We start from the raw sequence: 13,869 nt of genomic DNA, 5'->3' as shown, positions 1-13,869 counted from the left end.
CGGAGGCCGCGAGCTGCGGCCCCGCGCGGGGCAAAAACCCGAAGCCGTAAGGCCGTTATCGACTAACCGACAGCCTGCGCTCACCCAGCAAGAGCACGGTTCCGACCGGGACCTTGACGCGCTGCCCACGAGGCAGCGGCTGGGTTGAGCCGTCAGGCGCCTGCAACCGCGTGCCATTCGCCGAGAAAGTGTCTTCGATCCACAAGGCCTCACCGTCGGCGGGCGCAACGCGCAGGTGCGTGCGCGAAAGCGAACGCGTCGAGTCTGAAATCGCAATGGCCTGCGCGTCCGCAGGAGTCTGCTCGGGTGCTCGCCCCAGAACAATCTGAGCATTCACCTCAATGCGCTGCCCGTCATCAACAATGATTGCCAGCGTCGGTGCCGAGGCGAAAGACGGCCTCGGCGCGGCCTGCTGCGGTGCGCTTGCCTGCGGGGTCGGCGCTTGGGGAACCTTCGGCATTGCCGAGGCCCCGCCATGACGTGCGGGAACAGCGGGCCCCGCCGGTGGGACCGGTTGCTGAACGGGCGCCGAAACAGCAGGAGCAGCCGTCGAAACAGGAGCGCCCGTAGGCGCGGGAGCGGCAATCGGCGCTTCCACCGGTGCCCCGGTAGGAGCCGGCGCGGACATAACCACCGGATCTGGCGCGGAGACAGGCGCTACGGGTGGAGCAACCTGGACCGGTGCAGTCGTCGGCGGAGCCATCGGAGCGGGCGAAGGCGCAGCAACTGAGCCAGGCACGGCCTCGGGAGAAGCAGAAGGACCAGCCCACTGATGAGCAGGGGAGGGCGCAGCAACTGAGCCAGGCGCGGCCTCGCTTGCCGAAGTTTGACGCGAGGCGAAAACAGCCTCAGACGCCCCCGAGCGGCTCGCACGAATATCAAGGTTCCCCATGCCGCACACGCGATCAACCCAGGTCTGGCCATCTCGAGCAATAGCCCACGTGATCACCGGTCCAACGACCGTTACGTGTAAGAGCAACATGATGAAGCTATGCGCACTCTGCCTGCCCAAGCCCGGTGCTCGGTCAAACTCCATCCCGCGCTCGGTGGGAGTTGGCTGCGTAGAAATAGCAGCGATCTGCATCGCAAAAGCGCCGGGAGTACGCCCCGAACGCGCACGAATAAAAGTCGCGATAATCCACAGCTCGCAGGCAACAATCACAACAACGGGCAACGAGGGATAGACCCACCAGGCCAGGGCCGTGAGCGCCGCGAAACACGCCATATCGATCAGGTAAGCAGCCGCCAGCGCGCCACCGCTCGCAGGTGCTGAGTAGCTGCGGGGCGCCGCAGCGGGCGCGGCAAAAGCCCCCGGCTGTCCCGGGAATCCCATGGACGCGCCAAAGTCAGGCTGGCCAGGGTAGCTCGGCTGTCCGGCAAAAGCCATCTCGTCCACGCCCCGTGCCTGAGAAACAGGAACCTGAACCGGAGTAATACGAAGCTCGCTCATGATGCCACCTGTCGAATGAGGTCAAAGAGGTCCGCAGCGAAGAAAGAGGCCGGGAAAATAACGGTCAATGAAAGCGCCTGGAAAATATCAGCAAAACGCCCAATCAAAGGCGCATGGTCCTGCTCGGCGCGCATGCGAGTCCACATGAGCGACACACAACCCAGCACGACCAGAGCGGCCGCGGCATAAGCATTGCCAACCAGGCCTCGGGACGCGGGAGAAATCAACAGCGTCGCAAGCAAAATCAGCGCGCCCACGCGAGGAACAACGCGCGAGGACGCCCAGCGGCGCTCGCGGGGAACCACAACCAAGGCGATCACCGAAGCGCAGACCAACACGAGGCACGCGATCTGCCGCGTCGAATGAATTCCAACCATCGAGTAAATGACCGGCGCACCAACAAAGATCAAGCCCAAGCCCACGTATTGCACCAAGCGCGTGCGCGAGGTCGCGTCGGTGACCGTGCGGTTCACGCGTCGACCCGTGATACGCGAGGGGGAGGGCACCTCGGGGGAGCGGACAGTCGGCGCCGAAGTCGTCACCAGCGGCATGTCGAGCAACTGCGTGGCGGGAATCCGCACCGACAGGCTCGGCGACGCGGTAATCGCGCAAACGGCGAAAGCAATAGCAAAAGGAGCAACGCGATGAAGAGGCGCATCAAGGAAGGTCAAAACCGTCGCGCAACCCGTGAGAAGCCCCCAGCTCACTGCGTGTGCGCTGCTCAGGGGAGTACTGCGCCACAGCCACAGGCCAAGCGCCACGCCGGTCGCACCCCACAGGGGGAAGAGAAGCGCGGCAACCTGCGACATTGTCATGATCTGCGAGGCCTCGGCGTAAATTCGCGCGTTGCCCAGCGCTGGCAGCAGCCCAAGGAAGGAAATCCCCGCGCTCAGCGTCCACGCACACAGCAGTCCCGCGTTGGTGTGCACGCGGCGCTGGTAAAGCATGACCAAGCACAGCACCAAGGACAAAGCCCCGACCGTGAGCGTTGCCCACCAGGGAAGGGACAACTTCGTCGCAAAACGGGGAGCAACGAGCGCACAGAAAATCAGGAGCGCATCCATCGCACACGCAAGAAGACCGCAGATGGTGAAGACCAGGGAGGGGCGGAACCAAGGGTCGGATGTTCTCTCGATCGCGCGCTGCTCTTGAATCTGGCGCTCGCGGCCGGAAGTGATGGAAATAAGGACGCCTTGGGGGAGGTCTGTTCCCAGTACGGCTCCCAAATTTAAAGCGCGACCATCGGCTCCGGTGATCTGAAGGCTCGGATCAGTTGAATCGATATCGAGCATCGACAGAAGGCCAGTAACTGTTGTCCCCAAAGGAACAATGAGATCTTGAGTACCCGAAGCATCGGTGACAGTGACTGCCGCCTGTTTGAGAGCCACGCCCCCTCCTTCACTTCGGTATCACCCGGATTTGGTCGTCAATTCTTTTCAAAAGCCATCATTCAGACTACCCGACGAAACAAGCACCATGCCACGGGCAGCCCAGCTACAAGCTAGGATACATACAGATATGAACAAAAACGGGAGATTGAACTCCAGGAGACTGTATGGCCGTCAATGAAACGGAAGCCCCCGAGCTCCCCAGCGGTGAAATCGCTGTCGAAAAACCGCCCAGCCAAGTTGAGGCCGGGGGAATGGGCTCGATCTTCGCGACCGTCATCCCCATGATGGGCTCGATGGGTGTCATGGTGATCATGGCACTCACACAAGGGCAGAACACGCGCATGCTCTTAATGGCCGGCGGCATGGTCTTCATGATGCTCTCCATGGTCGGTTTCAACATTTACCGCCAAGTCTCCCAGTACCGGAACAAGCTCAACTCCCAGCGCCGCGAATACCTCTCCTACCTCTCCGAGACTCGCACCAGCGTGCGTAACATCGCCGCGAAGCAGCGAATCTTCATGCAGTGGTACCTTCCCGAGCCCGATGCCCTGGTGCTCCTCGCCGAAGAGGGATCGCGCCTGTGGGAACGCGAAGTCGGCGACGAGACGGCAGTTTCGACTCGCGTGGGCACATCCGATCAGGAGCTCGCAATGCGCCTGGTCGAACCCGACATCCCGCAGATGGCCAACCCCGACGTCGTGTGTCACTCGGCCATGCGCCGCTTCCTCGACGTTCACCACACGGTCGAAAACCTCCCCTTCAGCTTGGATCTTGGCCAGTTCTCCCACGTTGAGGTTGCCGGTGACGCGGAGCTTGCTCGCGGGGAAATCCGCGCACTCTTGTGCCACTTGGCGGTCATGACGCCGGACGCGGCCTTGAAGATCGCGGTGCTCACCAGCCCTGAGAATCTCTCCCAGTGGGAGTGGATGAAGTGGCTTCCCCACATCCGCTCCGCCGAAGTGACCGACGCCCTGGGTGGCGCGCGCATGGTGTGCACGAGCTACGCCGAACTCGAGCAGCTCCTGGGCGAGGAAATGACGACCCGAGGCCACTTCCAGCCTCGAAACGACGCCAGCCCTTGGCCGCACCTCATCGTCGTCACTGACGGCCTAGAACTTCCCCCGGACTCCCACTTGGGCTCCATCGAGGGCTGCGCGGGCGTAACGATCATCAAGGTCCTCACCTCGTGGGGAATGTTCGCTTCCCCCACCGGCGTGCGCCTCCTCCTTCACCCGAGCTCCGACGAGCGCACCCCCATGGAGATCCTGCTCCTGGAAGCCAAGCCTGTGCTTGCCAACGCGGACTTCATGGGAATTCCGCAGGCCGAGGCCGTGGCCCGCCGCCTGACTCGCTTCCTGACCGCCGGCGGCAGGGATGCGGCAACCCCCGTCGGTAAGCCCGACCCCAAGCGTTCCCAAGACCTCATGGAATTGCTCAATATCGGAGATATTCGCGATTTCGATGCCGATCATCAGTGGAAGCGCAGGGTTGGTCGTGACCGCTTGCGCGTGCCTTTCGCGGTGACCCCGGAGGGCATCCCAGTTGTCTTGGACATCAAGGAAGCCGCCCAACAGGGTATGGGCCCCCACGGCCTGCTGATCGGTGCGACCGGTTCAGGTAAGTCCGAAGTGTTGCGTACCTTGGTCTTGGCCCTGGCACTCACGCACTCTCCCGAACAGCTGAACTTCGTTCTGGTCGACTTCAAGGGTGGCGCGACCTTCGCGGGCATGTCCGATCTGCCCCACGTCTCGGCCATGATTTCGAACCTGGAATCGGAACTGTCCCTGGTTGATCGTATGGAGGACGCTCTCCACGGTGAAATGGTCCGCCGCCAGGAGATCCTGCGCGACGCGGGTAACTACGCCAACGTCACCGATTACGAAGAGGACCGTTTGGCCGGGAAACACAACTATCCCGTGCTTCCTGCACTCTTCATCATCCTCGACGAGTTCTCTGAACTCTTGACCGCGAAGCCCGACTTCGGCGAACTTTTCGTCGCCATTGGTCGTCTGGGTCGATCCTTGTCGATCCACATTCTGCTGTCCTCGCAGCGCTTGGAGTCCGGCAAGCTCAAGGGCTTGGATTCGCACCTGTCCTACCGCATTGGTCTGAAGACCTTCTCCGCCTCTGAATCTCGAGAAGTCCTGGGCGTGACGGACGCCTACGACCTTCCTCCCTACCCGGGTTCGGGCTTCCTCCAGCCGGGCACGGATCAGCTGATCCGTTTCCGCGCCTCCTACGTCGCAGCCCCGCCGCCGCCTCGTAGCGTCCTACCCAGCGCGCAGGCCGAAACCGCGCGTATCCGCCTGCTGCCTTTCTCTCTGGGAGAGGTCCTGGATGAGACTCCCGAGGATGACGTTCCCGAGGGCGGCCTCGTTGCCCCCGGCGACGAGCGCTGGGAGGGCATGACGGAAATCGACATTGCGGTGGCGCGCATGAAGGGTAAGGGAATGCCCGCCCACCAGGTGTGGCTCCCGCCCCTGGATGTCCCCGAGACCATGGATTCGCTCATGCCGGACCTGGCCGTGGATCCCGAGCTCGGCCTCATTTCGCACGAATGGCGCGCGAAGGGACCGCTGCACATCCCGCTCGGTATTGTCGACCTTCCCCATGAGCAGCGCCGCGAGACCCTGGAGTACGACTTCTCCGGGGCCGGCGGTCACATGTCGATCCTCGGTGGTCCGCTTTCAGGTAAGTCGACCGCCTTGCGTTCTGTGGTCATGGCATTGTCCTTGACACACACGCCCAAGGAAGTTCAATTCTTCGTCATCGATTTCTCGGGCACTTTCGCGGCTTTCGAGGGAGCAGCCCACATTGCGGGCGTTGCTTCCCGAGATGACGAGGACATCTTGAATCGTATGGTCTCTGAAATTGAGGGCATCATCGAGGACCGCGCCGCCTACTTCCGCGCGAACCGCATCGACTCCATGGCGACCTATCGCCGAGGCCGTGCACAGGGACGCTTCGACGATGGCTATGGTGATATCTTCCTGATCGTCGACGGTTGGGGAACCCTGCGAAGCGACTTCCCGGATGCGGAAGACCGCATTCGCCTCATGGCTGAGCGCGCGCTCTCCTTCGGTGTCCACTTCATTGCAACCGCACTGCGCAAGATGGACTTCCGTCTTCAGATGCAAGATATTTTCGGTTCGCGTCTTGAGCTGCGCATGGGCGATCCTTCGGATTCGGAGTTCCGCCGTGAAAAGGGAAGCAAGGTCCCCGAGGGGCGCCCGGGCCGCGGTCTGTCGATGACGGGTCACCACATGCTTGTTGCCTTGCCGCGCGCCGATGGGATCCATGATCCTCAAACGATCGGTGAAGGCGTCGAGGCGACCCTTGTCCGCATTGCTTCCGCAACCGAGCTTGGCCCGCGCCTGCGCCTGCTGCCTGAGAAGATCACAGTCTCGCAGATCGAGGCCATTCACGGTCCTCAGAAGAGGATCGTTCTGGGTCTGGAAGAACGCCGCTTGAAGCCGTGGACTTTCGACCTCGACAACGAGTCGCACATGTACGTTTTTGGCGATGCGAAGTGCGGAAAGAGCTCTTTCTTGCGCAACCTGGGCAATCAGGTCTTGGCCAAGCCGGGAAGCCGGCGCGCCATGCTGGTCGTTGTCGATGTTCGCCGCTCCCTTCTGGGCGAGTGGAGCGAACAAGACATGCCGATGTACATCTCGAACCGTGACGAGATCTTGGGCAGCATGGAAGCGGTTGCCGAGCAGCTGCGTATGCGTCTTCCCGGACCGGACGTCACTCCCGAGCAGTTGCGTCAGCGCAACTGGTGGAAGGGGTCAGAGGCGTGGGTCCTGGTCGATGACTACGACTTGATCTCTACGGGTGGTTTGAGTGGTTCTCCGCTTGCGCCGCTGATTCCCTTGCTGTCTCAGGCGCAAGACATTGGTTTCCACCTGGTGATTACTCGCCGCATGGGTGGTGCTTCGCGTGCGGCCTACGAGTCTGTTTTGCAGGCCCTGTCTGAACTGTCAGCAACGGGCATCATGATGTCGGGTAACCCTTCAGAGGGCATGGTCATTGGCCGCGAACGTCCGCGTATGCTCCCCAAGGGCCGAGGCCTGGTCGTCTCGCGCGATCAAGGAACCTTCTTGGCGCAGATGGCGTGGGATGAGTCGCGAGCCTAATAGCCAGAGTTTTCTGATGATGGCGATGCCTTCGGAACAATGATCGCGATGGTGCTAAACGCGTATCAGACGGTGTGTGCTTGAATTATTTCCGGTGTTTTGAAGAAGAGGTCGTTGAACTGGTAATTTAATGATCGATCTATTCGCACGCCAAATGGGAATACGAAGGTATTGCTCAGGCAAGTGGTGTTACCACGTTGGAAAGAGAAGAGTACTTCCAATGACCGGAGCTGAAAAATCGACCGCCGACCAGATTAATTTCGATAGTGCTGGAGTCGGCGTTGTTGCGAATGACCAGTGGACTGACGCTGACACTCTTGCGGGGATCGGTGCCTCGGCTAAACGTATTTCAACGAGCTCTGTTGCTTTTGCTCTTCCCGGTCCTGGGGGTGAAGGCCCAAGCGAGTTGCTCCAGGCGGCGAAAAATTTTACTGACGCAATGTCAATGGTCGTCTTAGAGTATTCGGATGCTTTTGCGACTTTGGGCTCTGGAGTTGATAGCGCTCGCAAGAACTTTGACAGCAGTGAGCAGTACAACCGTGAGCGTGCGGCTCGCCTGGGAGTTGAGTGGAACAAATGAGTGACGTTGATTTTCGTTCTGGTAGTTCGGCTCTAGAGGCTCCGAAGGCTGTTTCTTCAGCTTCTGAAGTCGCTTCGCATTGGAGGGCAACGGGTTCGGCGTTGGCCAACAATGTTCAAGCTGTTCAGAATGCCTCGATTCCCACTGAGCAGTGGTCGGGGCAAACAGCTCAGGCCGTTGTTACCGAGATTCAGACGATGGGCACGAAAGTCTCATCCTTGTCAGGGAAATTCCCTGAGCCAGCGGGTGTGCTGGAAACCTGGAGGGGTGAGGTTGATACTGCTATTTCTGAGGTCAAGACACTTCAGGAAGAGTGGGATTCTGAGCTGAGCGACTATTGCGACAGGGTCGCGCAAATTGAAGCTGATGCTGCAAGCGACCCAGATTATGATCGAGAAGCTGCTTTGGCAAGAGCTCGTCAGGAGATCATAAGCAAGCAGAGTGATCTAAAAAGTTCGTATGACAAGAAGATTACGGCGCTCAGCACAGCTGCAAGTGAAGCGGCAAAGACAATCAATGGAATCGCGGATAGCGTAGTCCCTCGCGACGCAGTAAAGGCTGGACGCAGTGCTGTCGGTGCGGCGCTATTCGGTTCAGATACGCCTATTGTTGATAGTGCTGCAGAGTGGCAATACGCCCAAGAGCTTGCTCCGAAGATTGCAGATGCTTTGAAAAAGGAACCCATGACAGCTTCGGATGTCCGCTTGTTTAACGAAAAGTACGGCGAGCATCTTTCGAATCCCTATGTTGCTGCTGCTGTAGCGGAGCGTGTGAGTATTGACGAGATCAATAAGGCGTCGATTGCTGCTTATGCGACTGGATTTGATGACTTCGGACAGAGAACAAACAGCTCCTTTGAAGATTTTAATAAGAATCTTGGAGCCTTGATGGTGATGGCAACGGGAGGGAGTAATCTCTCTGGAAAGACGATTGACGCCCAAGCATCTTTCGATCTCATGTCCGAACACCTGATTGGTAAAGATGGTGCAACAATCTCCCAGATTTTTGATACGAAACTTGATGAATTAAAAGAGAGTGGCCGGACGACATACACTCATCCCGGCACTCATGTTCGCCCCGAAACGGCACTGTTTGGCTACGATATTTTCGCTCAGCTTGCGGGGCATGCTGCCAGCGAGAATCCCTCTCTTACACTGAGTGCAAACTTCTACGACAAGCCCTCAGCTGGTTCCTCTGTTTTTGCGGATATTGTTAAATTTGATCACGATTCGCAAGGCTACTCCACCAGGCTGGCAAAGGGAGTGAACCCGGGGCTCTACCAATTGTGTGGATGCGATCACAACCTTCCGGCTGACAAGGTGCTGCAACGTTTTGATCCAGTGCAAGCGGCACTTGAGCTGTCCGACACGCCGGATGGCTTGGACGAGAAGAGTGCACCGATCCTTCATCAGAGTGAAGAGAATCGCCTTGGTGCGTTGAGGCGCGTTCTAGATTCAAATATCGACTTTGATCCGGTTGAGAGTGCGGCGAACGTTGGCAAACCGTATGACAAGGATGCAGAGCCGATGTCTATGGTTCGCTACCTTGTTGCTTGGCGAGGAGGCGCACAATTTGGTGACAGGGCTTTCTATGATCAAGGTGAAGCCTTAGGTGATGTTCTTGCTGACGCGTCAAGGCCTGGCGCAGAAATTCTCCTCCCTGACCCTCTTGATTACGAAGGTGGAAAGGACTCTGACTCGTACAAAGAGGCTTTACAGCAGCACAAGATTTGGAAAGAGGACGCACTTCATCGTGCCTCGATTGCGGCGAATACAATGGCCGCATATCAGGAGGGGCTGGACCGGGATAATAACGTCTGGGGCATGGGCGATAAGATTAAGGGCGAAGATGTTTTTGGTCGCAATAGTGCCCATTTAAGATCTTGGATGGGTTCAATTATTTCGCCGTATGTCAGTGATCTTGCCGCAGCTATGAATAACAATAGCGAATCGGGAATGAGTGCAGGATCGGATGAAGGTGCGCATGGCGCTGTGAGTGCAGTCTTTACTCGCGATATGGTTGAGCGCTTCTCAGGCAAGGGTGGTTTGTTTGAGGATCTGGCTTTTGACCAGCCCAAGGTTATTGATAAAGGCGATCCAAATAATCCCTTGGATGATCAGTATGAGAGTGGTCGACTACCTGCTTTGAAAGCTGTTCAGATTTCGGCGTTTACGAACTATATGGATGAAGCTGCGAATGTTCTTCATGACCCTAACTACGATTCGCGTTCGCATATGGTCAATCGCGTAACTGACAAGTGGACCGAACTTATTCAAGAGACTTTTGATGCGGATGCTGACAGGGATTCCGCAGTTGCAAGGGATCTGGATAAAACAAATAAGGATACGCGAAAGATCGTAGACTTCATCGTTGATATGGGAGCGAAGTATGCAGGAAAACAGTTTCCCGGTGCTGAAGATTTGACAAAGGCGATTGTCAAATCTGCTGCCGGAAAAGCTGAAGACGTCTTGTGGCCGACTGATCACGAAACGAAGGTATGGGCCTCTGAACGTGATGACGCGAATAAGTCGGCTCATGAGCTTATGCAACATGGGCTCACCCGTGTCTTGTATGAGTCTCCATATTGGACTGAACGCGTAGGTACTGTTGATGTGTCGCCGGGGAGCGAGGCATTGGCACGAAAAGGATTGCCGTTCGTCAACGACGATGGCACTTTAGAACCCTATGATTCGTTAACTAAGAAACAGCGCGCCTCGGTTAACCGCTATTTCATGGGAACAGAAAGTGATTTCCATGATGTGCTGCAGCATCAGTTCGAAACTCAACAAGACGCAAACCAACACGGACAGGTTCCCCAGCCGTCATCGAAGTAAGGCTAGTGGATTTAACTCGTAGCTGTTTGCCTGTAGGCAACAGCCTTCAATTTAGGTTTCCTTAAGGTTGAAATGTTATTCTTCAACGGTAACGTACGACCGATGGTGATCCGCACTTCGCGTGTTCGAGCATTGAGAGGTTCAAATGACGGATATTAGCTTCGACCGCGAGGCTCTTGGGATTGTTGAAAAAGCGCAATGGACTGACGCGGAGGATCTCGGTCAGGTTGGCGCTGCTTTGAACAAATTAGAGACTAATGGAGCTGCGCTACCTCTTCCCGACAGGACAGATACAGGAATTATGGCTTTGAGGGATGCTTTGGTGAATTATCGACTTTTCATGAGCTTAGCAATTTATGAGTTTTCGGATGCTTGTGCCGAACTGGGCTCGGGAGTTGCCGACTTTTCGAAGAATCAAGACAGTACCGAAACTTATAACGAGAGTAGAGCGCGTCAGGCGGCGGCACGCCTTGGCCTAGAAGGGGGACTCTGATCATGGTAGATAGGACAGTGGGTAGCGTTGCTCTTAGGCAGGTTCCAGACATTGCATCAGAGGCTGAGAAGTGCGCTTCGGAGTTTCGGAAAACAGGAACTGCCGTTGGTAACACTCAGGTTGCAAAAAATAAAGACTCTGTCCCAGAAGAATGGACAGGTGCGGCTGCAGATGCAGCCTCTGATGAGATTATGAAGTTAGGTGCTAAAACCAAGACTCTATCAGAGGCATTCGATCCTGCAGCGGATGCGGTGGATACGTGGATTTCAGAGGTCGACACTACCCGCACCACGGTCACTTCTCTTCAGGAACAATGGGATGAGGCTATTTCAACATATGACCGTGCAATCTCAGACGCAAAGAAGCATTACACCGCTGGAGACCCCTCACGCAAGATTCAGTTCGATATTGCAGCGCAAACTGCTGTGGATACACAAAATAATCTGAAAAAACAGTATAACGAACAACTTGACACACTAGCAGCTGCTGCTCAAACCGCCGCTAATTCAATCAATGCGGCACGCCAAACAATTGTTTCCGATGAGGCAATGCAGCGGGGGCGGAGCGGAGTTGGTGTCGCCCTCTTTGGTTCAGACACGCCTATTTTGAGTGGTGCGGCACAGTGGGCAGACGCACAAGAAAAAGCTCCTGAAATCGCAGAAGCGCTCAAGAAACGGCCATTGACGGCCGCAGATGTTGATGCTTTCAACTCGAAGTACGGGGAGTATCTAGATAATCCGTATTATGCAGTGGCGATTGCCCAGTATGTTAACGTTGATGATCTAAATAAAGCGGCGCTTGCTGCACTGCAGACAGGTTATGACCAAAAGACTGGGTTCCTTATCAGTAGCGGATACGAAACATTTAATAGAAATCTAGGTTCCCTGATGGTTATGGCAGCCGGTGGGAGCAACCTGTCTGAGAATATGGCTGATACTCAAAAGTCTTTCGACATGTTGTCCGGCGCATTAGTTGGGAGAAATGGTGAAAGCGTCGAGCAGACTGTTCAGAAGAACCTCTCTCAGTTAATGGAGTTCGGATGGCAGGAATATGAGCATCCAAAAATTGGAGTACATTCGTCGGCCACTATGTATGGCTACGACATATTTACTCAATTAACTGGAGCTGCGGCCCGGGATAATAAATCGCTGGTACTGGGGCCGGGTTTTTATGATCGGGTAGATGGGAAGAACAAATCTGTCTTCGCCGATATCGTAGATTGGGACCATCAGCATACTGGTGTAACTACCACCGATTACATGGCTCAGCATCCAAGTGAGTATGCTCTGTTTGGCTTGGCTGGAAAAGAAAAGCTGACACCCGAACAATTCAAGTCAGTCTTTGATCCGGTGCAGTCGGTACTTGAGCTTTCCGATCGTCCTGATAGTTTAAATGCCGACGATCATCAGTCGATCCTTGCGCAACATGAGGAAGCGCGTATGCGAGCAGTTCGGTCGGTGCTTAATGTGGATACCTCCTTTGATGTGGGTGGAAGCAAGATGAATATGACTCGCTATCTAACTGGATGGAGAGGGAATGCTGCCGGCGGGGGAGCGGCATACCAAGATCTTGGTGATGCCTTGGGAGATGTTGTCAACGACGCCTCCCAGTATGGTACTGAAACTATGAAAAGGCCCGTTGCTGACAATTATCCGCTTGGACTTCAAGATCCTCAGTATGTTGCGGACCAAACTGCCTATAACCGCTGGACGATCGATGAAACGAACCGTGCGAAGATTGCGCAGAACTTCATGTTGGGTTATCAAGACGGTCTCGATCATAGTAGCTGGAATGACTGGGGAAACAAGGGTGAAGATAATTTTGGCCACAGCAATTCAAAGATGCGCTCTTGGATGGGATCTGTGGTTGCGCCGCGAGTTTCCGAACTTGCTGATTTGCTGACGGATACTAAAGGTACGGGGGGCAATGGTAACATCATCGATGAGACTCATAAGCACGCGCCTCTGGATCTTAGTAATCAAGATTTAAAGAGAATGTTTTCGAAAACTGGTCTCTTTACAGACCTTACCCATGACCAACCAACATTGATCTCAGGTGACGGAACTAACGATTCAGATTATGAAGGTGGGCACCGACCTGCCTGGTCGAGAATTAACTCCGAAGCGTGGAAGGATTATCGTCTCGAACTTAAGCAGCAGGTCAATGCTGAATACGGTACCTCGTGGGCGTCAACTGTTGCAAGGAAAACTGCTGGTTGGCAGACTTTAATTAATGGCTTGGATGAGGCGCCAGTTAATGCGAAACTCGCAGAAGATAATGAGATGGTTGCGCGTAATAAAGTGATTCGCGGCATGATCGACTATGCGGTCGACAGAGCTCCCCTTGAACAGCCGTTTCCCATCGGTGGGGCTGATTTTGACTACGGTGTTAAGACTGGGGTCGATGCTTTCTTGGACAAGTATGCTCCGACAGATTTGTCGGATGCTGATATGGCACGACGAATTGAACAAGAAAAGAATACAAGTGCCGCGGTAAAGGACGCAGTGACTGATGCCTTCCTAGCTCGCAAAGGTGTCCTTGCTGGATCGGATCAAACAAAGGCGGAGCTCGACAGAGAGTTTCTTTCAGGCAATGGTGCGCATCTGGGGCTTAACTCGTTCGCTGCAGAAATGCCTCCTTTAGAGAAGCTGACTGACGACCAACGCGAGGCCTATGTTAGGTTCCTTGGCGGTGCTATCAAGGATGAGGACATCAATGCCAAGACTTCATATGTCGGGGATAAGACTGCATTAGGTGCCCTTCAGCACGATGTCAATCAGGAGATTGCAACTGGAGAAGAATTCTTGGAGGACGCAAAGGAACATTATTCGAAGTGACTGATGTGTGGGGTTGGTTAAAGCACCAGCCCCACACATCATTTACTCGATATGGTTGAAGGGGCGCTATACGTCCAATTTCACTTGTAGTTAAAGGGTGCGTTGTGCCTCTACTGACATCGTTCCTGAACCCTAGGCGTGCCATCGA

General features: G+C 55.7%; 7 protein-coding genes. 5 read left to right on the top strand and 2 right to left on the bottom strand.

Annotated features, from left to right (window positions below; all coding sequences use genetic code 11):
* Nucleotides 1-55: 55 nt before the first annotated feature.
* Together ACWNMW_RS03820 and ACWNMW_RS03815 are read right to left on the bottom strand one after the other, a co-directional pair.
* A complete protein-coding gene (locus ACWNMW_RS03820) occupies nt 56-1,450 on the bottom strand; it encodes a hypothetical protein (RefSeq protein WP_449490082.1) in 1,395 nt (464 codons plus the stop codon).
* On the bottom strand, nt 1,447-2,838 hold the full coding sequence (locus tag ACWNMW_RS03815; RefSeq protein ID WP_449490081.1) for a hypothetical protein: 1,392 nt from the start codon (nt 2,836-2,838) through the stop codon (nt 1,447-1,449). The genes ACWNMW_RS03820 and ACWNMW_RS03815 overlap by 4 nt, the downstream gene beginning before the upstream one ends.
* A 167-nt stretch (nt 2,839-3,005) precedes the next feature.
* Here ACWNMW_RS03815 and eccCa point away from each other — a divergent pair, with 167 nt between their 5' ends.
* The 5 genes from eccCa to ACWNMW_RS03790 all read left to right on the top strand — a co-directional run bounded on the left by eccCa (nt 3,006) and on the right by ACWNMW_RS03790 (nt 13,721).
* A complete protein-coding gene (eccCa, locus tag ACWNMW_RS03810; RefSeq protein WP_449490080.1) occupies nt 3,006-6,977 on the top strand; it encodes a type VII secretion protein EccCa in 3,972 nt (1,323 codons plus the stop codon).
* Between the two features lie 220 nt (nt 6,978-7,197).
* Complete coding sequence (locus ACWNMW_RS03805) at nt 7,198-7,557, top strand: hypothetical protein (RefSeq protein ID WP_449490079.1); 360 nt, start codon at nt 7,198-7,200, stop codon at nt 7,555-7,557.
* Nucleotides 7,554-10,391: a hypothetical protein gene (locus ACWNMW_RS03800; RefSeq protein ID WP_449490078.1), complete on the top strand. Its 2,838-nt coding sequence runs from the start codon at nt 7,554-7,556 to the stop codon at nt 10,389-10,391. The genes ACWNMW_RS03805 and ACWNMW_RS03800 overlap by 4 nt, the downstream gene beginning before the upstream one ends.
* A gap of 145 nt (nt 10,392-10,536) precedes the next feature.
* Nucleotides 10,537-10,884, top strand: a complete 348-nt coding sequence (locus ACWNMW_RS03795) for a hypothetical protein (RefSeq protein WP_449490077.1) — start codon at nt 10,537-10,539, stop codon at nt 10,882-10,884.
* Between the two features lie 17 nt (nt 10,885-10,901).
* Nucleotides 10,902-13,721 (top strand): hypothetical protein, encoded by a 2,820-nt coding sequence (locus ACWNMW_RS03790; protein ID WP_449490076.1) that lies wholly within the window; start codon nt 10,902-10,904, stop codon nt 13,719-13,721.
* The last annotated feature ends 148 nt before the right edge of the window (nt 13,722-13,869 follow it).

This window comes from Actinomyces sp. Marseille-QA0893, from assembly GCF_976954355.1.
Note: the sequence above shows the minus strand (reverse complement) of the source record. Positions and strands in the feature narration are given on the sequence as shown.

Bases quoted from the DNA above. Each gene is read 5' to 3' on its own strand.
- ACWNMW_RS03820 (WP_449490082.1), bottom strand. From the start codon at position 1,450: ATGAGCGAGCTTCGTATTACTCCGGTTCAGGTTCCTGTTTCTCAGGCA.
- eccCa (WP_449490080.1), top strand. From the start codon at position 3,006: ATGGCCGTCAATGAAACGGAAGCCCCCGAGCTCCCCAGCGGTGAAATC.
- ACWNMW_RS03805 (WP_449490079.1), top strand. From the start codon at position 7,198: ATGACCGGAGCTGAAAAATCGACCGCCGACCAGATTAATTTCGATAGT.
- ACWNMW_RS03800 (WP_449490078.1), top strand. From the start codon at position 7,554: ATGAGTGACGTTGATTTTCGTTCTGGTAGTTCGGCTCTAGAGGCTCCG.
- ACWNMW_RS03795 (WP_449490077.1), top strand. From the start codon at position 10,537: ATGACGGATATTAGCTTCGACCGCGAGGCTCTTGGGATTGTTGAAAAA.